The organism is Streptococcus mitis subsp. hohhotensis (genome assembly GCF_000722775.1).
Classification (GTDB): Bacteria; Bacillota; Bacilli; order Lactobacillales; family Streptococcaceae; genus Streptococcus; species Streptococcus carlssonii.
Genome location: NZ_JPFZ01000009.1, coordinates 175,103 through 196,237 on the forward strand (window position 1 = coordinate 175,103; position 21,135 = coordinate 196,237).

24 protein-coding genes are annotated in these 21,135 nt (G+C 42.5%); 17 read left to right on the forward strand and 7 right to left on the reverse strand.

The window, feature by feature from the left end; all coding sequences use genetic code 11:
- Positions 1-12: 12 nt before the first annotated feature.
- Together SK608_RS03595 and SK608_RS03600 are read left to right on the forward strand one after the other, a co-directional pair.
- Positions 13-1,023, forward strand: coding sequence for an ABC transporter substrate-binding protein (locus SK608_RS03595; RefSeq protein WP_033676659.1), 1,011 nt, complete (start codon positions 13-15; stop codon positions 1,021-1,023).
- Complete coding sequence (locus tag SK608_RS03600; RefSeq protein WP_033676661.1) at positions 1,004-1,696, forward strand: alpha/beta hydrolase-fold protein; 693 nt, start codon at positions 1,004-1,006, stop codon at positions 1,694-1,696. Before SK608_RS03595 ends, SK608_RS03600 begins: the two co-directional genes overlap by 20 nt.
- Positions 1,697-1,739: 43 nt before the next feature.
- Here SK608_RS03600 and SK608_RS03605 read toward each other — a convergent pair whose 3' ends face one another.
- A complete protein-coding gene (locus tag SK608_RS03605; RefSeq protein WP_033676663.1) occupies positions 1,740-2,489 on the reverse strand; it encodes a lysophospholipid acyltransferase family protein in 750 nt (249 codons plus the stop codon).
- Positions 2,490-2,621: 132 nt separating this feature from the next.
- Here SK608_RS03605 and SK608_RS03610 point away from each other — a divergent pair, with 132 nt between their 5' ends.
- The 7 genes from SK608_RS03610 (at position 2,622) to SK608_RS03640 (ending at position 9,894) form a co-directional block, all read left to right on the forward strand.
- Positions 2,622-4,958, forward strand: coding sequence for a cation-translocating P-type ATPase (locus SK608_RS03610; protein ID WP_033677754.1), 2,337 nt, complete (start codon positions 2,622-2,624; stop codon positions 4,956-4,958).
- Positions 4,959-5,059: 101 nt separating this feature from the next.
- A complete protein-coding gene (locus SK608_RS03615; protein WP_033676665.1) occupies positions 5,060-5,737 on the forward strand; it encodes a tRNA (adenine(22)-N(1))-methyltransferase in 678 nt (225 codons plus the stop codon).
- Complete coding sequence (locus tag SK608_RS03620; protein ID WP_033676667.1) at positions 5,724-6,521, forward strand: Nif3-like dinuclear metal center hexameric protein; 798 nt, start codon at positions 5,724-5,726, stop codon at positions 6,519-6,521. The genes SK608_RS03615 and SK608_RS03620 overlap by 14 nt, the downstream gene beginning before the upstream one ends.
- A 16-nt stretch (positions 6,522-6,537) precedes the next feature.
- A complete protein-coding gene (locus SK608_RS03625; protein WP_033676669.1) occupies positions 6,538-7,641 on the forward strand; it encodes an NAD(P)/FAD-dependent oxidoreductase in 1,104 nt (367 codons plus the stop codon).
- 6 nt (positions 7,642-7,647) lie between these two features.
- Entirely contained in the window at positions 7,648-7,833 is a 186-nt protein-coding gene (locus SK608_RS11640) for a hypothetical protein (protein WP_033676671.1), read from the forward strand.
- A 74-nt stretch (positions 7,834-7,907) separates the two neighbouring features.
- Positions 7,908-8,927: a UDP-glucose 4-epimerase GalE gene (gene galE / locus SK608_RS03635; RefSeq protein ID WP_033677755.1), complete on the forward strand. Its 1,020-nt coding sequence runs from the start codon at positions 7,908-7,910 to the stop codon at positions 8,925-8,927.
- Position 8,928: 1 nt separating this feature from the next.
- The gene (locus SK608_RS03640) at positions 8,929-9,894 is read left to right on the forward strand and encodes a glycosyltransferase family 2 protein (RefSeq protein WP_033676674.1); all 966 of its coding nucleotides are present in this window, start codon (positions 8,929-8,931) and stop codon (positions 9,892-9,894) included.
- Positions 9,895-9,944: 50 nt separating this feature from the next.
- On the opposite strand, the gene SK608_RS10615 is transcribed toward SK608_RS03640, so the two are convergent.
- Entirely contained in the window at positions 9,945-10,151 is a 207-nt protein-coding gene (locus SK608_RS10615; protein WP_000705155.1) for a ferredoxin, read from the reverse strand.
- Positions 10,152-10,196: 45 nt separating this feature from the next.
- Between SK608_RS10615 and SK608_RS03645 the strand changes: the two genes are divergently transcribed.
- The 8 genes from SK608_RS03645 (at position 10,197) to SK608_RS03680 (ending at position 15,881) form a co-directional block, all read left to right on the forward strand.
- Positions 10,197-10,667: an SAG1386/EF1546 family surface-associated protein gene (locus tag SK608_RS03645; protein ID WP_033676676.1), complete on the forward strand. Its 471-nt coding sequence runs from the start codon at positions 10,197-10,199 to the stop codon at positions 10,665-10,667.
- Positions 10,668-10,675: 8 nt separating this feature from the next.
- Positions 10,676-11,347 (forward strand): (d)CMP kinase, encoded by a 672-nt coding sequence (gene cmk / locus SK608_RS03650; protein WP_033676678.1) that lies wholly within the window; start codon positions 10,676-10,678, stop codon positions 11,345-11,347.
- 129 nt (positions 11,348-11,476) lie between these two features.
- Positions 11,477-11,815, forward strand: a complete 339-nt coding sequence (locus SK608_RS03655; protein ID WP_001061597.1) for a zinc ribbon domain-containing protein YjdM — start codon at positions 11,477-11,479, stop codon at positions 11,813-11,815.
- A 2-nt stretch (positions 11,816-11,817) separates the two neighbouring features.
- Positions 11,818-12,447: a Pr6Pr family membrane protein gene (locus SK608_RS03660; RefSeq protein WP_033676681.1), complete on the forward strand. Its 630-nt coding sequence runs from the start codon at positions 11,818-11,820 to the stop codon at positions 12,445-12,447.
- A 232-nt stretch (positions 12,448-12,679) separates the two neighbouring features.
- Entirely contained in the window at positions 12,680-13,831 is a 1,152-nt protein-coding gene (locus SK608_RS03665; protein ID WP_033676684.1) for an MFS transporter, read from the forward strand.
- 98 nt (positions 13,832-13,929) lie between these two features.
- Positions 13,930-14,679: a tRNA pseudouridine(38-40) synthase TruA gene (truA, locus tag SK608_RS03670; RefSeq protein ID WP_000199193.1), complete on the forward strand. Its 750-nt coding sequence runs from the start codon at positions 13,930-13,932 to the stop codon at positions 14,677-14,679.
- Complete coding sequence (locus tag SK608_RS03675; protein WP_000794758.1) at positions 14,669-15,442, forward strand: bifunctional hydroxymethylpyrimidine kinase/phosphomethylpyrimidine kinase; 774 nt, start codon at positions 14,669-14,671, stop codon at positions 15,440-15,442. Before truA ends, SK608_RS03675 begins: the two co-directional genes overlap by 11 nt.
- Positions 15,420-15,881 (forward strand): ECF transporter S component, encoded by a 462-nt coding sequence (locus SK608_RS03680; RefSeq protein WP_000814999.1) that lies wholly within the window; start codon positions 15,420-15,422, stop codon positions 15,879-15,881. The genes SK608_RS03675 and SK608_RS03680 overlap by 23 nt, the downstream gene beginning before the upstream one ends.
- Positions 15,882-15,948: 67 nt before the next feature.
- On the opposite strand, the gene SK608_RS10620 is transcribed toward SK608_RS03680, so the two are convergent.
- The 5 genes from SK608_RS10620 to SK608_RS03700 all read right to left on the reverse strand — a co-directional run bounded on the left by SK608_RS10620 (position 15,949) and on the right by SK608_RS03700 (position 21,029).
- Positions 15,949-16,155 carry a hypothetical protein gene (locus SK608_RS10620; RefSeq protein ID WP_033630669.1) on the reverse strand — a complete coding sequence of 69 codons (207 nt, stop codon included), beginning with the start codon at positions 16,153-16,155 and terminating at the stop codon, positions 15,949-15,951.
- Between the two features lie 17 nt (positions 16,156-16,172).
- Complete coding sequence (locus tag SK608_RS03685; RefSeq protein WP_000040938.1) at positions 16,173-17,255, reverse strand: M24 family metallopeptidase; 1,083 nt, start codon at positions 17,253-17,255, stop codon at positions 16,173-16,175.
- A gap of 127 nt (positions 17,256-17,382) precedes the next feature.
- The gene (gene gatD / locus SK608_RS03690) at positions 17,383-18,165 is read right to left on the reverse strand and encodes a lipid II isoglutaminyl synthase subunit GatD (RefSeq protein ID WP_033676689.1); all 783 of its coding nucleotides are present in this window, start codon (positions 18,163-18,165) and stop codon (positions 17,383-17,385) included.
- Positions 18,165-19,508, reverse strand: coding sequence for a lipid II isoglutaminyl synthase subunit MurT (gene murT / locus SK608_RS03695; protein ID WP_033676691.1), 1,344 nt, complete (start codon positions 19,506-19,508; stop codon positions 18,165-18,167). The genes gatD and murT overlap by 1 nt, the downstream gene beginning before the upstream one ends.
- A gap of 204 nt (positions 19,509-19,712) precedes the next feature.
- Positions 19,713-21,029 (reverse strand): FAD-containing oxidoreductase, encoded by a 1,317-nt coding sequence (locus tag SK608_RS03700; protein WP_033676693.1) that lies wholly within the window; start codon positions 21,027-21,029, stop codon positions 19,713-19,715.
- Positions 21,030-21,135: the final 106 nt, after the last annotated feature.

Sequence of the window (21,135 nt, forward strand, 5' to 3'; positions counted from 1 at the left end):
AAGGAAAACAATATGAAAAAAACACTAGGCATTTTACTCGTAACAGTAGCTACCTTAACTTTGGCAGCTTGTGGTAACACTACTACAGAAAAAACTACCACACAGTCTAGTACAGAAACAAGTCAAAAGGCTAACGCAGAGACGACTTATCCGCTAACTATCAAAACTTATGATGCTAAAGGAAATGAAGTCGAACAAGTCTTTGACAAGGCACCTGAAAATGTTATCACCAATAATCTTTCAACCACGGAAATCTTATTGGAGTTGGGGTTGAAGGATAAAATTGTTGGCATGCTCAATCCAGACAATGCTGTGACGGACAAATACAAGGACGCGATTGCGACTATTCCTCAAATTGGGGATAAAAAAACAGTCTCACAAGAGGCAGTCCTCTCTTATGAGCCAGATGCTGTGATGGGTCGAAACATGATGTTTTCTGAAAAATCCTTGGGGACAGTTAGCACTTGGAATGAAAATAAAATCCCAGTTTATACGCAAAAAGCTTCTCTCTCAACAATTCAGCAAGATTTGGGGAATATCGTAGAAGATGTAAAAAATCTTGGAATGATTTTTAATGTGCAGGACAAGGCCAATGAATACGCAGCCCAATTACAAGCTAAAATTGACGCTGTTAAGAAAGCAAACCCAGCAAGCCAAGGTGAAAAGAAAAAGGCTTTGATTATGGTTGCTTATAATGATCAAACCTTCGGTGCCTACAAGTCTGCTTTGCAAGAAAGTTTGCTGAACCAACTTGGTTATACCAACGTTGCTACGGGGACATCAGGCTTGACCTTGGAAAATCTCGTGTCAATGGATCCTGAATTGATTATCTATGTAACCAGCGACCGCAATAAAAAATTGGATGAAAAAGCAGTAGAGTTGATGAAGGCAAATGCTGTTTTGGAAAGCGTTCCTGCTATTAAGAATCAAAAAATTATGACCATCTCTTACGATGAATTGATGGACTATGGTCCAGCAGTGATTGATTCCCTTGAGAAAATCAATGACTTTATCAATAAATAATGAGTTTGATTGGGAAGGAATTCAAGTCAAAATCAGCCTTCCTTCTAACTACGACCCCAATCAAACCTATCCGGCTATTTTATTGAATGATGGAAACTTGGATTTCTTATCGTCCCTTTCCGAATCTGTGATTTTAGTGGGCTTGATCTCTAAAGATCGCCTAGATGACTACACTCCATGGAAGGCGGCTGCTCTGAGAGATGGAGCTCCAGATTTTGGCGGTCAGGCCAGCGCCTATCATGATCATTTGTTTGGAGGTCTTTTAGACAAGTTGCAGTCGCTTTATCGGCTGGACGAAACTCGCTTTGCTTATGGAGGCTACTCACTAGGTGGTTTGGCGGCAGTTTACAGTCTTTTCAGCTTTGACAAGGTTTCCTGTGTCTTCTCCATCTGCGGTTCCTTTTGGTATCCTGATTTTGTGACTTACTGCAAGGAAGAAAATGTGGAAAATTTGGACTGTTTGCTGTATTTACAGAACGGTCAAACAGAAGGGGTCAATCATAGCAATCGCTTGGCTCAAGCACCAGTCTATGCTGAGAAAATCCATACCAGTCTTCAGAAACGCTATCCGAACAGCCAGTTTGTCTTTGATCCTTATGGACACCATGAACAAGTAGCTGAACGATTTCTAGCTTTTTCCAGCTGGTTGGCCCAAAAATGGAAAATCGAATAAAAAATTTATCCCTTGGCTTTTGCCAAGGGATTGTTGTATTTATTTAACCAAGTTTTTCTCTCTTTTTATCTGGATTCCAGACGAAGCTTGCGATAAAGCTAAAGATGATGGTTAGGATAGCGAGGATAATGGCAAGGATGAGGGCAGGGATGCGGATAAACCACCAGAGTGGGTTTGGTTTTTTATCATTGTGCCATTGTTTCGTTTCTTGGTCCAAGCGTTGAAATTCTGCTTGGATGCGATTGGCGACTGTTTCAATGCCTTCGTCATTCATTTTCTTGATATCTGAGATATCAATTGGATTTCCAAAGTTCATATCGACACGCTCACGGCTAACCAAACCTTTCAAGGTCATGGGACCTGTATAGGTAACCGGCATGATACGGACCTTGGCCATTTTGGCAATCAGGGCAACTCCACCCTTGACATCGTTTGAGTGACGGCTCCCACTTGGAAACATGATGAGAGAGCGGTCACTTTTTTTGAGAACATTGATAGGATATTTGATGGCAGAAGCGCTAGGATTTTCCCGGTCGATAGGAAAGGCGCCACACATACGAATCCACCAACCAAAGATACGGTTGGTAAAGAGTTCTTTTTTAGCCATAAAGATGAACTGTTTTGGCTTGGTCGCAAAGGCCATGTAAACAGGATCCCACCAGGTACGGTGAGGCGCAACCAAAATATAATTTTCATCTTGATTAGGAATTTTATCAGTATTATGATAGTGGGCATTGCCATTGATGGACCATAGGAGCAAGACAACCAATCCACGTAAATAAGTATAAAACATGCGATCTCCTTCGATTATTTTCTTGTTATTATTATACCTTATCAAAGGAGGGCTGGCAAACTTTTCCCTTGACCAGGTCCATATTTGGGATGAAATTAGAATTCTTTTAGAAAAAATGGTATGATAGAATTTATGGATAAAAATAAGATTATGGGATTAACCCAAATAGAAGTCAAGGAAAGACAGGCTAAGGGCTTGGTCAATGATTTTACTGCTTCGGCCAGTACCAGCACTTGGCAAATCGTTAAACGAAATGTCTTTACTCTTTTTAACGCTTTGAACTTTGCCATTGCTTTGGCCCTTGCCTTTGTGCAGGCTTGGAGCAATTTGGTCTTTTTTGCTGTTATCTGCTTTAACGCTTTTTCTGGAATTGTGACCGAGCTGCGGGCTAAACACATGGTGGACAAGCTCAATCTCATGACCAAGGAAAAGGTCAAAACCATTCGTGATGGCCAAGAAGTGACTCTGAATCCAGAAGAATTGGTGTTGGGAGATGTCATTCGTTTGTCTGCTGGAGAGCAGATTCCCAGTGATGCCCTGGTTCTGGAAGGTTTTGCGGAAGTCAATGAAGCCATGTTGACGGGGGAAAGTGATTTGGTGCAAAAGGAAGTTGATACCTTGCTTTTGTCAGGGAGTTTCTTGGCTAGTGGATCAGTTTTAGCTCGTGTCCATCATGTCGGTGCAGACAACTATGCTGCCAAACTCATGCTGGAAGCCAAGACCGTTAAACCAATCAACTCTCGTATCATGAAATCGCTGGACAAGTTAGCAGGTTTTACTGGAAAAATTATCATTCCTTTTGGTCTGGCTCTCTTGCTGGAAGCCTTGCTTTTAAAAGGCCTGCCTCTCAAGTCGTCCGTTGTAAATTCGTCGACAGCCCTTCTGGGAATGTTGCCCAAGGGAATTGCCCTTTTGACCATTACTTCGCTCTTGACTGCGGTGATTAAGCTAGGATTGAAAAAGGTCTTGGTACAGGAGATGTACTCTGTTGAGACCTTGGCACGCGTGGATATGCTCTGTTTGGACAAGACGGGCACCATCACCCAAGGAAAGATGCAGGTGGAGGCTGTTCTTCCACTGACGGCAACTTATGGTGAAGAGACTATTGCCAGCATTTTGGCCAGCTACATGGCCCACAGTGAGGATAAAAATCCAACTGCCCAAGCTATTCGCCAGCGATTCCAAGGCCAAGTAGCCTATCCTATGCTCTCTAATCTTCCCTTCTCCAGCGACCGCAAGTGGGGAGCTATGGAATTGGAAGGTTTGGGGACAGTTTTCTTAGGTGCGCCTGAGATGTTGCTGGACTCTGAAGCCCCAGAAGCCAGGGAGGCCTTGGAGAGAGGGTCACGTGTCTTGGTCTTAGCTCTCAGTCAGGAGAAATTAGACCATCACAAACCACAGAAACCATCTGATATTCAGGCTCTAGCCTTGCTAGAAATCTTGGACCCGATACGAGAAGGAGCAGCTGAGACGCTGGACTATCTCCGTTCTCAGGAAGTGGGGCTCAAGATTATCTCTGGTGACAATCCAGTTACGGTATCCAGCATTGCTCAGAAGGCTGGTTTTGCGGACTACCACAGCTATGTAGATTGCTCAAAAATTACGGATGAGGAATTGGTTGCTATGGCTGAGGAGACAGCTATTTTCGGACGTGTTTCCCCTCATCAAAAGAAACTCATCATCCAAACGCTGAAAAAAGCGGGTCATACAACGGCTATGACAGGGGACGGGGTTAATGATATCTTGGCTCTTCGTGAGGCGGATTGTTCTATCGTAATGGCTGAGGGAGATCCTGCGACTCGTCAGATTGCCAATCTGGTTCTCTTGAACTCTGACTTCAATGATGTTCCTGAGATTCTCTTTGAAGGTCGTCGCGTGGTCAATAACATTGCCCATATAGCCCCGATTTTCTTGATAAAGACCATCTATTCATTCTTGCTCGCAGTCATCTGTATTGCCAGTGCTCTTCTGGGACGGTCTGAATGGATCTTGATTTTCCCCTTTATTCCAATTCAGATTACCATGATTGACCAGTTTGTGGAAGGTTTCCCACCATTCGTTCTGACTTTTGAGAGAAATATCAAACCTGTTGAGCCAAATTTCCTCAGAAGATCCATGCTTCGTGCTCTACCAAGTGCACTGATGATCGTGTTCAGCGTACTCTTTGTGAAAATATTTGGAAGTAGCCAAGGTTGGTCTGAGTTAGAAATCTCAACTCTACTCTATTATCTCTTGGGATCAATTGGTTTCTTATCCGTATTTAGAGCCTGCATGCCATTTACCCTATGGCGTGTCCTCTTGATTGTTTGGTCAGTAGGAGGCTTCCTAGCCACAGCTCTCTTCCCAAGAATCCAAAAACTACTTGAAATTTCAACCTTAACAGGACAAACATTACCTGTTTATGGTGTCATGATGTTGGTCTTTACCGTAATTTTCATCCTGACAAGTCGCTATCAAGCCAGAAAATAAAGAAAGACTGCAATCTGTGGATTGCGGTTTTTTTAGGTGCAAGATTGCTAGCTGAAATGTGGTATAATAAGAGGTAATAGAGTTTTGGAAAGAGAGAGAAGATGATTTCAAAGAGATTAGAGTTAGTGGCTTCCTTTGTGCCACAGGGAGCCATTTTACTAGATGTGGGGAGTGACCATGCTTATCTGCCTATCGAGTTGGTCGAAAGAGGCCAAATCAAAAGTGCTATTGCGGGTGAGGTGGTGGAAGGTCCTTACCAATCTGCAGTCAAAAATGTTGAAAGTCACGGGTTAAAGGAGAAAATTCAAGTCCGTTTAGCAAATGGCTTGGCAGCCTTTGAAGAGGCAGACCAAGTGTCTGTCATTACCATTGCAGGTATGGGCGGCCGTTTGATTGCTAGGATTTTAGAAGAAGGCTTGGACAAGCTAGCTAATGTAGAACGTTTGATTCTCCAGCCCAATAATCGTGAAGACGACTTGCGTATCTGGTTACAAGACAATGGTTTTCAGATTGTAGCAGAAAGCATCCTAGAAGAAGCTGGCAAGTTTTATGAAATTCTAGTTGTGGGAACGGGACAAATGAAGCTATCAGCCAGTGATGTTCGCTTTGGTCCCTTCTTGTCCAAAGAGCTCAGTCCGTTTTTTGTACAAAAATGGCAAAAAGAAGCTGAGAAGCTAGAGTTTGCCCTCGGACAAATTCCAGAAAAAAATCTGGAGGAACGTCAAGTTCTAGTAGATAAAATTCAAGCCATCAAGGAGGTTCTCCATGCTAGCAAGTGAAGTAATTAACGTGTATGAAGCCTTTTGCCCTCAGGAATTTTCCATGGAGGGAGACAGTCGTGGTCTGCAAATTGGCACTTTGGACAAGGAAATCCAAAGGGTCATGGTGGCTCTCGATATTCGTGAAGAAACGGTGGCTGAAGCCATTGAAAAGGGTGTAGACTTGATTATTGTCAAGCACGCGCCAATTTTCCGCCCCATCAAGGACTTGGTATCTAGTCGTCCACAAAATCAGATTTACATCGACCTCATCAAGCATGACATCGCAGTTTATGTCAGCCATACCAATATTGATATCGTTGAAAATGGTCTCAATGACTGGTTCTGTCAGATGCTAGGCATTGAGGAGACGACTTATCTACAGGAGACAGGTCCTGAACGTGGAATTGGACGTATTGGGAATGTTCAGCCTCAGAATTTTGGGGATTTCGCCCAACATGTCAAGCAAGTCTTTGGATTAGATAGTCTTCGATTGGTGCATTATCAAGAGAGTGATTTGCAGAAGTCTATTTCAAGAGTGGCCATCTGTGGTGGTAGCGGGCAGTCTTTCTATAAGGATGCTTTAGCTAAGGGAGCTGATGTCTATATCACTGGTGACATTTACTACCACACTGCCCAGGATATGCTGTCTGATGGCTTGCTAGCATTGGACCCAGGTCACTATATTGAAGTGCTTTTTGTGGAAAAAATCGCAGCACTCCTTAATCAATGGAAAGAGGAAAAAGGCTGGGAACTAGAGATTTTACCTAGTCAAGCATCGACCAATCCTTTCCACCATATCTAGTTAGAAAGTGAAAACAATGAAAAAAGTTGCCATTATCGGAGCAGGGATTGTAGGTGCAACAGCTGCCTACTACCTCTCGCAAGAAAGTGACCTAGAGGTGACCGTCTTTGACCATGGACAAGGTCAGGCTACCAAGGCCGCAGCAGGAATTATCAGCCCTTGGTTTTCCAAACGCCGTAATAAGGCCTGGTACAAGATGGCGCGCTTGGGGGCTGACTTTTATGTGGATTTGTTGGCTGATTTAGAAAAGTCAGGACAAGAAATCGACTTTTATCAGCGTTCGGGAGTCTTTCTCCTGAAAAAGGATGAATCCAAGTTGGAAGAACTCTATCAACTAGCCTTAGAGCGCAGAGAAGAATCTCCCTTGATAGGCCAGTTAGCCATTCTAGACCAAGCATCAGCTAATGAATTATTCTCTGGCTTGCAGGGATTTGATCGCTTGCTCTATGCTTCTGGTGGAGCGAGAGTAGATGGTCAACTATTAGTGACTCGTTTGCTAGAAGCCAGTCAGGTCAAGCTGGTCAAAGAAAAAGTGACTCTGACACCTTTAGCATCAGGTTACCAGATTGACAAAGAGGTGTTTGATCAGGTTATTTTGGCGACGGGAGCTTGGTTGGGACACCTGTTAGAGCCTTTAGGTTATGAAGTAGATGTTCGTCCTCAAAAAGGGCAACTCCGAGATTATCAACTTGCCCAAGACATGGAAGATTCCCCTGTTGTTATGCCAGAAGGGGAGTGGGATTTGATTCCTTTTGCAGGTGGGAAATTATCCCTAGGTGCTACCCATGAAAATGACATGGGATTTGATTTGACGGTAGATGAAACCTTACTCCAACAAATGGAGGAGGCAGCCCTGCCTTGCTATCCTAGTTTAGTAGAAGCTACCAGAGCTGGTGAGCGTGCGGGAATCCGTGCCTATACCAGTGATTTCTCACCTTTCTTTGGGCAGGTGCCAGAATTGGCAGGTGTCTATGCAGCCAGTGGACTAGGTTCATCAGGCCTCACAACTGGTCCTATCATTGGTTACCACCTAGCACAACTGGTACAAAGCAGGGAAATGACCTTAGACCCTCTAAACTACCCAATTGAAAACTATGTCAAACGAGTAAAAAGCGAATAATACTCAATGAAAATCAAAGAGCAAACTAGGAAACTAGCCGCGGGCTGCTCAAAGCACTGCTTTGAGGTTGTGGATAGAACTGACGAAGTCAGTAACCATACCCATGGCAAGGCGAAGCTGACGTTGTTTGAAGAGATTTTCGAAGAGTATAAGCATTTTACTGAAATTTTATCCTACCCCCTAGGATTGTAAATGACATTCCCTATCAAAAATGGTAAAATAAGAAAAAATCTGAGAATCGAGGAAAGAAGATGCAAGAAAAGATGATGCAAGAAAAGATTTTGGTAACGGGTGGAGCAGGTTTTATCGGAACCCACACAGTTATTGAGTTAATCCAAGCAGGTCATCAGGTTGTTGTGGTGGATAACCTTGTTAACAGCAATCGAAAAAGTTTAGAAGTTGTTGAAAGAATTACAGGAGTTGAAGTGCCTTTTTATGAGGCGGATATCCGTGATACAGACACCCTCAGAGACATTTTCACACAAGAAGAACCAACAGGGGTCATTCACTTTGCTGGTTTGAAGGCTGTTGGAGAATCTACCCGTATCCCTCTTGCCTATTATGACAACAATATCGCAGGAACTGTTAGCCTTTTGAAAGTCATGGAAGAAAACAACTGTAAAAATATCATTTTCAGTTCTTCTGCGACAGTTTATGGAGATCCTCATACAGTGCCAATCTTGGAAGATTTCCCACTTTCAGTGACTAATCCATATGGTCGCACTAAGCTTATGCTAGAGGAAATTTTGACGGATATTTACAAAGCAGACTCAGAATGGAATGTAGTCTTGCTTCGTTACTTTAACCCAATCGGAGCGCATGAGAGTGGAGAGTTGGGAGAAAATCCAAACGGTATTCCAAACAACCTCTTGCCATATGTGACTCAAGTAGCCGTTGGAAAACTAGAGCAAGTGCAAGTGTTTGGAGATGATTACGATACGGAAGACGGAACGGGTGTTCGTGACTATATCCACGTTGTCGATTTGGCTAAAGGTCACGTTGCAGCTCTGAAAAAAATCCAAAAATGCTCAGGTCTAAACATTTATAACCTTGGAACAGGGAAAGGCTACTCAGTTCTTGAAATTATCCAAAACATGGAAAAAGCAGTGGGACGCCCAATTCCTTACCGTATCGTAGACCGTCGCCCAGGTGACATCGCAGCCTGCTATTCAGATCCTGCAAAAGCCAAAGCAGAACTCGGCTGGGAAGCGGAACTCGACATCACCCAAATGTGTGAAGACGCATGGCGTTGGCAAAGCAAGCATCCAAATGGATTCGAAGACTAAGATGGTGATATCAATCATTGTCCCCTGTTTAAACGAAGAGGAAGTACTTCCTCTTTTTTATCAGGCTTTGGAAGCGTTACTTCCAGATTTGGAAACAGAAATCGAGTATGTCTTTGTCGATGATGGATCAAGTGATGGAACCTTGAAACTCTTAAAGGCCTATCGGGAACAAAATCCGGCAGTGCATTATATTTCTTTCTCACGAAATTTTGGCAAAGAAGCTGCTCTATATGCAGGCTTGCAGCATGCGACTGGAGACCTAGTGGTGGTGATGGATGCAGACCTCCAAGATCCCCCTAGTATGTTGCTTGAGATGAAAAACTTACTAGACCAGAATGCAGATTTAGACTGTGTTGGAACACGAAGAACCAGTCGGGAGGGAGAACCCTTCTTTCGTAGTTTCTGTGCTGATATCTTTTACCGCCTTATGCAAAAAATTAGTCCAGTAGCCCTGCCGTCAGGTGTTCGTGATTTTCGTATGATGAGAAGGTCTGTAGTCGATGCCATTTTAAGTTTGACCGAGTCCAATCGTTTTTCTAAGGGACTATTTGCCTGGGTCGGCTTTAAAACCCACTATCTGGACTATCCAAATGTCAAAAGGCAGGCTGGCAAGACTAGTTGGAGTTTTAGGCAACTCTTTTTTTACTCCATTGAAGGGATTGTTAACTTTTCAGATTTTCCCTTGATTATCGCCTTTGCGGCTGGTCTCCTATCTTGTTTTATTTCTCTGCTTATGACCTTTTTTGTTGTGGTGCGGACTCTCATTTTGGGCAATCCGACATCAGGTTGGACCTCTCTGATGGCTGTTATTCTCTTTCTTGGAGGCATTCAACTCTTGACCATTGGGATTCTCGGCAAGTACATCAGTAAGATTTATCTAGAGACTAAAAAAAGACCACTTTATCTTATCAAAGAAAAAAGCGACCTTCCTTATTTTACAGAAAAAAATAAAGTGAAAAGACTATAATTTTACATGGAAATGTGCTAAACTAGAGGGAGTGGATTATCGCCATTGATTTAGGCTTCCTGGTTTCCAATCAGGGCACGAGTTGGGCAATTTTTAACAGCCTCTAAGACATCCTGACTAGGAGAAATTTCTTTTTCCAGTTGGTCGGGGTCATCGTAAAAACGCACGATTCCATTATCGTGGTAATCAAATAAATCAGAATAAGTTTGGCAAAGCCCACAGGCGATGCATCGTTCAGGTATAAGTGTGATTTTCATATTTATATTGTAATAAGAAAAGTAAAAAAAAACAAGGAGTAAGGTATGGCAAAAGAACCGTGGCAAGAAGATATTTATGAAAATCAAGAAGAAACAAGATCAGAACGTCGTAAGAGAACTCAAGGTAGAGATGTAGTGGCCAATCGTGTCTTGACGATCCTAGCCAGTATTTTCTTTGTAATTGTGGTGGTAATGATTATTGTTCTCATCTATCTATCATCGGGTGGGAGTAATCGCACAGCAGCCTTGAAAGATTTTCATGATTCTGATGCAAATGTAGTACAGATTTCATCTTCTAGTAGTTCCCATCCTGAACAGAGTTCAGAATCTTCTTCTGAACACTCGGAGGAAGCTACAGATCCAGAAGGGACGACAAAAGTCTTAGCTGGAGAAGGAGAAGCAGCCATTGCCGCTCGCGCTGGGATTTCGATTGCTCAGTTAGAAGCCTTAAATCCTAGTCATATGGCTACAGGGTCTTGGTTTGCTAATCCAGGTGACGTTGTTAAAATCAAATAGGAGCTGATATGAAAACAATTCAAATTGCTATTGATGGTCCTGCTTCCAGCGGTAAGAGCACAGTCGCAAAGATTATTGCCAAGGATTTTGGTTATACTTACCTAGATACAGGTGCCATGTATCGTGCGGCGACCTATATGGCTCTAAAACATCAATTAGATATTGAAAAAGTGGAGCAATTGTTGGAACTTCTTGACCAGCATCCAATCAGTTTTGGGCGCTCAGAAACTGGAGAACAGCTTGTCTTTGTAGGAGATGTGGATATTACCCATCCTATCCGTGAAAATGAAGTGACCAATCATGTTTCAGCTATTGCAGCAATTCCTGAAGTTCGTGAGAAACTAGTTTCCCTCCAACAAGAGATTGCCCAGCAAGGTGGGATTGTCATGGATGGTCGCGATATTGGAACGGTTGTATTGCCACAAGCAGAATTGAAAATTTTCCTAGTAGCTTCTGTTGATGAGAGAGCAGAGCGCCGTTACAAGGAAAATATTGCCAAGGGAATTGAAACAGACCTTGAAACCCTAAAAGAGGAAATTGCTGCGCGTGACTACAAGGATAGTCATCGTGAGACTTCGCCTCTCAAACAAGCAGAGGATGCTGTCTACCTTGATACAACTGGCTTGAACATTCAAGAAGTAGTTGAAAAAATCAAAGCAGAAGCTAAAAAAAGAATGTAGATGTAGAAAAGCCGATAGATTGATATCGGTTTTTTCTAAATTTGTCAAAATACTGATTTTAAGGTATAATAGTTGCTGTTCGAGAAATTTTGATTTTCAAAGAATAGTGAATGATGATAAGGAGAAAACATGAACAACCTACCAAATTGCCCAAAATGTAACTCAGAGTATGTCTACGAAGACGGTGCCCTACTGGTTTGCCCAGAGTGTGCTTATGAGTGGAATCCTGCTGAAGTTGCAGATGTAGAAGAGGGCCTTGTTGCTGTCGATGCCAACGGAAATAAATTGGCTGACGGTGATACTGTTACCCTCATCAAGGACTTGAAAGTAAAAGGTGCGCCAAAAGATTTGAAACAAGGGACGCGCGTGAAGAATATCCGCATCGTAGAAGGCGACCACAATATCGACTGTAAAATTGATGGCTTTGGTGCCATGAAACTTAAATCAGAGTTTGTGAAGAAAATTTAAGCATGTCAAAACACTATAAACTTGTATTTTATAGCCGTATCTTCTTGTTTCTAGCGGCTTTTACGGGAGTTTATCTTGAAATCGCCAAGCATGGTGGATTTGGGATGTTACTCTATTATACGGTTCTGTCAAATCTGTTAGTAGCGATTTTTACGCTCTATCTCCTAAAGGTTATGAGCCGTTTAGGTGAAAATTGGCAAAGGCCAAGTCTCTTGCGCTTAAAAGGTGGGCTCACCATGAGTATCATGATTACCTGTGTGATTTACCATTTCCTCTTAGCGCCCATTGCGACTAATTTCTATACTCTGGAAAATTTCCTTTGCCACTATATCGTTCCCCTTTGGTTTTTAGCGGATACCCTCTTTTTTGACAAACAGGGTCAATACAAGATTTGGGATCCAGTTGTGTGGACGATTTTACCCTTGCTGTATATGATTTTTGCTCTTTTCAATGGTTTGGTACTGAAACTTGATGTTCCTAATTCTAAGGTCAGTCCCTTCCCTTACTTCTTTTTGAATGTGAACAAGGGTTGGGATGTCGTGTTCAAGTGGTGTCTGATTATCTTTGTTGCCTATATGGTAGCAGGATTTATCTTCTACTTTATCAAGCAAATCAAGAGAAAGTCATCCTAATACTCTTCGAAAATCAAATTCAAACCACGTCAGTTTCGCCTTGCCGTACTCAAGTACAGCCTGCGGCTAGCTTCCTAGTTTGCTCTTTGATTTTCATTGAGTATAAGACACAAGGGATTCATTTTCGAGTTTAAGAAGGAGTCTATACACCAAAGAGGCTTCTTCTTTTCTTACTTGTTTGATAACTATCAAAAGAGACAGAAGATTAAGAGAAAATATAGAAAGAGATTTCATGAAACAATTTTTAGAACGGGCCAGTATTTTGGCTCTCTCCCTCGTTTTGATTACATCCTTTTCCATCTCGAGTGCCCTGCCAGCCATGTTTGACTATTATCAAGGCTATCCTAAGGAACAAATTGAGCTCTTGGCGAGCTTGCCTTCCTTTGGAATCATGATTATGTTATTACTAAATGGTTTCTTAGAAAAAATCTTTCCTGAGCGCTTACAAATTAGTTTGGGATTGCTGATTTTATCACTGAGTGGAACAGCACCCTTTTGGTATCAAGCCTATCCTTTTGTATTTGGAACACGGATTCTTTTTGGTTTGGGAGTTGGGATGATCAATGCCAAGGCTATTTCTATCATCAGTGAGCGTTATCAAGGGAAAACGCGGATTCAGATGTTAGGGCTACGCGGTTCTGCAGAGGTCGTTGGGGCCTCTCTCATTACCTTGGCAGTCGGCCAGTTGTTGGCCTTTGGTTGGACAGCTACTTTCTTAGCCTATAGTGCTGGATTTTTGGTGCTGACCCTTTATCTGCTCTTTGTCCCTTATGGAAAATCAAAGAAAGAAGTCAAGAAAAAAGCGAAGGAAGCAAGTCGCTTAACTCGGGAAATGAAAGGCTTGATTTTTATCCTAGCTATTGAAGCAGCAGTTGTAGTTTGTACCAATACGGCTATTACTATTCGTATTCCAAGTTTGATGGTGGAAAGAGGACTTGGAGATGCCCAGTTATCTAGTTTTGTTCTTAGTGTCATGCAGTTAATCGGGATTGTGGCTGGTGTGAGTTTCTCTTTCTTGATTTCTATCTTTAAAGAGAAACTGCTCCTCTGGTCTGGTATTACCTTTGGCTTAGGGCAAATTGTGATTGCCCTGTCTCCATCTTTGTGGATGGTGGTGGCAGGAAGCATTCTTGCTGGTTTTGCCTACAGTGTAGCCTTGACGACAGTTTTTCAACTTGTCTCTGAAAGAATTCCAGCTAAACTCCTCAATCAAGCAACTTCATTTGCTGTATTAGGCTGTAGTTTCGGAGCCTTTACGACCCCATTTGTTCTAGGTGCAATTGGCTTACTAACTCACAATGGGATGTTGGTCTTTGCTATCTTAGGATCTTGGTTGATTGTAACCTCTGTCTTTGTCATGTACCTACTCCAAAAGAGAGCTTAGGATTGGTTTCCTAGGTTTTTCTTTTGAGTTTTTTGTACCCAGACAATATTTATTTTAGAACCTTGTCTACAGATTAATTTCTTGATAAAATAGAAGTTATGACGAGATATAAAGCAACTATTTCCTACGATGGTTATGCCTTTGCTGGTTTTCAGCGCCAGCCCCATGCGCGTAGCGTTCAGGAAGAAATTGAAAAAACCTTGACCAGGTTAAATAAGGGGCAAGGTATTACTGTTCACGGTGCTGGTAGGACAGATAGTGGGGTTCATGCCCTGGGACAGGTGATTCATTTTGACCTGCCTTATCAAATGAATGAGGAGAAACTTCGCTTTGCTCTTGACACCCAGTCCTCTGAAGATATTGATGTGATTTCAATTGAGCTTGTGTCAGATGATTTTCATTGTCGTTATGCCAAGCATAGCAAGACCTATGAGTTTATCGTGGATAGGGGCCGTCCCAAGGACCCTATGCGCCGTCACTATGCCACTCACTTTCCCTACCCACTCGATGTGGAACGCATGCAGATTGCAATCAAAAAGCTAGAAGGAACCCATGATTTCACTGGCTTTACAGCCTCTGGGACTAGTGTAGAAGATAAGGTTCGTACTATTACAGAAGCTAGTCTTAGGGTTGATGAGACAGGCCAATTTTTGACCTTTACCTTTTCAGGAAATGGTTTCTTGTATAAGCAGATTCGTAATATGGTGGGGACACTGCTCAAAATCGGAAATAATCGAATGCCAGTAGAGCAGATTGACTTGATTTTGGAGAAAAAGGACAGGCAACTTGCAGGTCCCACTGCAGCACCAAATGGTTTATATTTAAAGGAGATTCGTTATGAAGAATAATCGTATTTTAGCACTTTCTGGAAATGATATTTTTAGTGGTGGTGGTTTGTCAGCTGATTTGGCTACTTATACCTTGAACGGCTTGCATGGCTTTGTAGCAGTGACTTGTTTGACAGCCTTGACAGAAAAAGGATTTGAAGTCTTTCCAACTGACGATACCATTTTTCAACATGAATTAGATAGCTTGCGTGATGTGGAATTTGCAGGGATTAAGATTGGTCTTTTACCAACTGTCAGTGTGGCTGAGAAGGCATTGGACTTTATCAAGAAACGCCCAGGAGTGCCTGTGGTTCTGGATCCTGTCTTGGTATGCAAGGAAACGCACGACGTAGCAGTTAGTGAACTCTGCCAAGAGTTGATTCGCTTTTTCCCTCATGTTAGTGTAATTACGCCTAATCTTCCTGAAGCAGAATTACTAGCAGATCAAGAGATTAAAACCCTTGAAGATATGAAAACTGCAGCACAGAAATTGCATGACTTAGGAGCGCCAGCAGTCATTATCAAGGGAGGCAATCGCCTTAGTCAGGACAAGGCTATGGATGTCTTTTATGACGGACAAACCTTTACAGTCCTAGAAAATCCCGTCATTCAAGGGCAAAATGCTGGTGCAGGTTGTACCTTTGCCTCTAGCATTGCCAGTCACCTAGTCAAAGGTGATGAACTTTTACCAGCAGTAGAAAGCTCTAAGGCTTTCGTTTACCGTGCCATTGCACAAGCAGATCAGTATGGAGTAAGACAATATGAAGCAAACCAAAACAACTAAAATCGCCCTTGTATCCCTATTAACCACCCTCTCTGTGGTTCTAGGCTATTTCTTAAAAATTCCGACACCGACAGGCATTTTAACTCTTTTAGATGCGGGTGTCTTCTTTGCGGCCTTCTACTTTGGTAGTCGTGAAGGAGCGGTAGTCGGAGGATTAGCAGGTTTCTTGATTGACCTCTTATCAGGCTATCCTCAGTGGATGTTCTTTAGCTTGATCAACCATGGCTTGCAGGGATTTTTCGCAGGATTTAAAGGAAAAACTCAGTGGTTAGGGCTTATCTTAGCAACGATTGCCATGGTAGGGGGCTACGCCTTGGGTTCAACTTTGATGAATGGCTGGGCAGCAGCTCTACCAGAAATCCTACCAAATTTCATGCAAAATATGGTAGGGATGATTGTAGGATTTATCCTTAGTCAAAGTATCAAGAAGATTAAGTAAAGAGGCTGAGTCAAAAGTCTTTCAAATAAGAAAAACGCATAGTATCAGGTGTTCAATACTATGCGTTTTATTGTGGGAAGATTTTATACTCTTCGAAAATCTCTTCAAACCGCGTCAACGTCGCCTTGCCATAGATATGGTTACTGACTTCGTCAGTTCTATCCACAACCTCAAAACAGTGTTTTGAGCTGACTTCATCAGTCTTATATGCAACCTCAAAACAGTGTTTTGAGCAACCTGCGGCTAGCTTCCTAGTTTGCACTTTGATTTTCATTGAGTATTAGATGAATATTAATCAAAATAAAGCAAGTCTTTGCTGGTACTTGTAAAGAGGTCAAAGCCATCCTTGGTAACAACACCGCAGTCTTCAATACGGACACCAACTTTACCAGGGATATAGATACCTGGTTCAACAGAGAAGCACATGCCTTCTTCGATGACCATGTCGTTTCCTTCCATGATAGATGGGAATTCATGGACATCCATACCGATACCGTGACCGAGACGGTGGTTGAAGTATTCACCGTAACCAGCTTTTTCGATGACCTCACGGGCAGCGCGGTCCACTTCATGGGCAGTCACACCTGGTTTGATAAAGTCAAGAGCAGCTTGTTGGGCTTCAAGAGTCAAGTTATAAATATCTTTCTTGAATTGGTCTGGTTTACCAACAGCGACTGTACGAGTCATATCTGAAGCATAGCCGTTGACCAGAACACCGAGGTCAAAGAGGAGAAGAGCATCATTTTCAACCTTATTAGCTGCTGGAATACCGTGTGGATTTGCAGCATTATCACCAGTCAAGACCATGGTATCAAAACTCATTTCATAGCCTTCACGTTTCATGGCAAAGTCGATTTGGGCGATGATATCTGTCTCAGTCTTATCAAGAGAAATATTGTCAAACCCCACTTTAACAGCCTTGTCCGCATAGAGACCTGCAACCATCATTTTTTGCACTTCGTCAGCTGATTTGATGAGGCGCATGCGTTGGATATGAGGTGTGAGATTTTCAAACTCAGCAGTTTCAAAAACGGTTTTTAAACCATGATATTTTGTCAAGATGAGATTGTCAAACTCAACAGCGACACGTTTGAAGTCAAGTTGTGGAAGAGCATGTTTCATTTTTTGCCATGGATTTTCAGAATCCACATAGCCCACAACTGGGAAGGAAACAGTGCTAGTAGCACGCTCCACTTCAAGGGCTGGGACAAAGAGGAGGGGTTCCTGATCCGCTAGGACAAAAAGGAACATCTGGCGTTCATGGGGATCACTGTAAAAGCCAGTGAGGTAATTGATTGTGACGGGGTCAGATACGACAGCGACGTCTAGTTTTTCTGATTCAAGATATGTTACGATTTGTTGTAATTTAGACATATGCTACCTTCTTTCTACCCCTCTATTTTGGCAAAAAAAGAGAGAAAATGCAAGAGAGAAGGGTAAAAGAAAAGACAAAAAGAACTCCGACATGATGGCGGAGTTCTTTGATAGAGTTTTCCTTGGTTTAAGAAAAGTCAGCCTTGCTTTTGACATCACTGTATTCTTCAGCGATTTCTTGGCTGAGAATATCTTCATAGGCAGGGAGTTGGATGTCCTGACCATATTTCTTCTTGAGGGCAGTAGTGACTAGGCGATAAGCTAGATTGGCATTACGAGAGAGGATAGGCCCGTGGAAGTAAGAACCAAAGACATTCTTATAATGAACCCCTTCGCCGACCTTTTCTTCGTTGTTTCCATTTCCATAGACAACCTGACCCAGTGGTTTTTGGTCATCTGAGAGGAAGGTACGGCCCTGATGATTCTCAAATCCATAGTAGGTTTCATTGAAATCTTCATTGTGAATCTTGATGTCACCGATAAAACGGTTATTGGTCTGGTTGAGGGTGTAGTGGCCCATGACACCTAGCCCTTCGATGCGTTTGCCTGAAGCTTCAATATAATATTGGCCCAATAGTTGGAAACCACCGCAGATAGCCAGAACCACACCGTCGTTTTGGATGTAGTTGTCAATGTTTTCTTTTTTAGCAGGTAGGTCGTCTGCAATAATACTTTGTTCAAAGTCTTGACCGCCACCGAAAAAGGCAATGTCGTAGTGATTTTCATCAAAGTCATCATGGAGAGAAACAATGTCAACCGTTACATAGGCTCCTAGTTTTTCAGCCACATACTTGAGCATGAGAATGTTTCCATTGTCCCCGTAGGTATTCATGAGATTTCCGTAGAGGTGGGCAATATTGAGCTGATAGGGGTAATTGCCAGCTTTTGAGGAAAGTGAAGTATAAACCATTAGTTCATCTCCTTTCTAACAATCTGACGACTAGCCAGGAGTTCGCGGAATTCAAGCATAGCAGTATAGGTAGCCAGAATATAAGCATGCTTGCAGTCTTGGTTCTCAATGGTTTTAAGAACTTGTTCCAGACTACTTGTTTCAGTAATTTTATCAGCTGGATAGCCAGTTACTCGTAGACGACGTGCGATTTCAGAATGGCGAACACCGCCAGCGTTGATTTCAGGGATGTCCATGTCAGTGATTTGTTCAAAATCAGCATCCCAGATCCAGCTGGTATCAATACCGTCAGCGTAGTTGGCATTGAGGAGAACAGATAGGCTAAATGGATAAGGAGCTAGTTTGATCATTTCGATAGCTTGGGTTGCACCGACTGGATTTTTAATCAAAACAAGGATGCATTCCTTGTCACCGATATGGAAGGTTTCTTGGCGTCCAAAGACTGCACGGCTCTTATCAAATCCTTGCTTGATTAGTTGTGAATCTGCACCAAGGAAACGGGCGATGGCAACCGCAGCTAGGGCGTTGTAGATATTGTAGAGACCACCGATTTGAATACCGTATTCTTGTCCGTCAATGACAAAGCGAGAGCGATTGTTGGTCAACTCAACTAGTTCTGTCAAACGATAGTCGAGATCAGGACGTTTACATCCGCAGCCTTCACAGATATAGGCACCCAAGTTTGCATAGGTATTATGCTCGTATTTGAGGATGCCTTGACAGTCAGGACAGAGAATCCCTTCTGTATTATAGTGAGCCAGCTGGGCTGGTCCTTTCTCCAAGTCAAAACCAAAATACTCTACAGGATTTGGAATAGCTGGCTTGTAGAAAAGTGGACTGTCTCCATTAAGGAGAACAGTGGCAGTAGGCACCTTACGAATAGCATCCAAAATCATCTTGTAAGTTGTGTAAATCTCACCATAGCGGTCCATCTGGTCGCGGAAGATATTCGTGATGACAAAAAGGCTTGGCTGGATATAGTCACAGATACGAGATAGACTGGCTTCGTCAATTTCAAGGACGGCAATATTTTTCCCAGTTTTAGAAGATTTGGCTGTTAAGAAGGTTGTCGCAATTCCTGTAATCATGTTGGCACCGCTTGGGTTGGTCAGAACTTGACCATAAACCTCTTTTAAAATGCCGACAGTGAGGGCAGTTGTCAGGGTTTTTCCGTTGGTTCCAGTGACCACGACAATCTCGTAGTTCTTAGCTAGTTTTTTTAAAATATCTTTATCAAATTGAAGGGCGAGTTTTCCTGGGAGCGTACTTCCACGGCCAAGACGGCTTAAAATGAAGTGGGAAGAACGCCCGGCAAGAAGGCCAAAAGTAGTTTTTAATTTCATGTTTCTATTATATCATAAAAGAGGGAAAAGACAGATTTGATACTCAATGAAAATCAAAGAGCAAACTAGGAAGCTAGCCGCAGGCTGTACTTGAGTACGGCAAGGTGAAGCTGACGTGGTTTGAATTTGATTTTCGAAGAGTATGAGATTTCGTAGAAATGAAAACAGCCCTCAGAGGGCTGTTCGATATGATTAAATCTCAACTTAAATCGCAAACAAGTCATTCAAGTTCTCAGCCAAGGTTGGGTGAGTGAAGATTTGTTTTGTAAAGTAAGTGTAAGGAATCTTGTTGTCCATAGCAACAGTGATGATGTTGATGATTTCTTGAGAACCTTCTGAGAAGATGCTTGCTCCAAGAATTTCTTTTGTTTCAGTATTAACAACAGCTTTGAAAGCTCCACGAAGGTCTCCATTTACGTGACCACGAGGCATTGCTGCAACAGGGATTTCCTTAACAGCGTATGGAAGTTTCAAATCAGCTGCTTGGCTTTCAGTCAAACCAACTTGTGAAAGTGCAGGTGTGATGAACATAGTGTTTGGTACATTGAGACGGTCTTCAAGTGTGTAGCTGCCATCTCCAGCAAGGTAGCTGTAGACAACACGGAAGTCATCAAGTGAAATGTAAGTAAATTGAAGGCCACCGTTGACATCCCCAACTGCAAAGACACCAGGAACGTTTGTTTGACAATGTTTGTCTACTTTAATAGCACCACGTTCAGTTAGTTCAATATCTGTATTTTCAAGTTGAAGTGGTTCTACATTTGGTTTGCGTCCAGTTGCGTAGAGAAGGGCATCGAAACGGTAAGTTTCGTTTTCAGTTACGACAAGGACTTGGTCACCGTCATTTTTGATTTCAGTAGTACGGATATTTTGAAGCAATTCAATACCGTCTTCTTCCATGTATTGTTTAGCAAGAGCTGCGATGGAAGGTTCTGCACGAGGAAGGAAAGTATCCAAGGCATCTAGGACTGTGACCTTGCTTCCAAGTTTGTTGTAAAGGCCAGCAAATTCAAGACCGATGTTTCCGCCACCAAGGACACCAAGGTTTTCAGGCAATTTGTCCAAGTTTTGGATACCTGTTGAGTCAAAGACGTTTTTGCTTGTAGCAAGTCCAGGGATTGGCAAGACGTTTGAAACAGCACCAGTGTTGATGACGATTGTTTCAGCAGTCAGTTCTTTCTTTTCATCACCAGCTTGGATTTCGATGACTTTATTTGAAAGGAAGTGAGCTTCCGCATCAAAGATATCTACGCCTGTACTAGCAACAGTAGCATAGTTTTTACCGTTGAGGCGACCAGTGATAGTGTTTTTGGTAGCAATCACTTCTTCAAAAGACAAGTCTTTCTCAGCAGCAACTAGCAAAGTTTTAGTTGGGATACAACCAATGTTGATACAAGTTCCACCGTACATATCTTTGCTACGTTCAACGAGGGCAACTTTTTTGCCAGCTGAAGCCAATTTACCTGCTAGTGTTTTACCAGCTTTACCAAATCCGATAACGATTAAATCATAAGTTAACATTTAGAGTTCCTCCTATTCGAATTTCATTCTAGCACAAGAAAAAAACTTTTGCACAATTCTGCTACGCTTTAAAAAAGTTTATGAAATAGTGGAAATTATAGCCTTA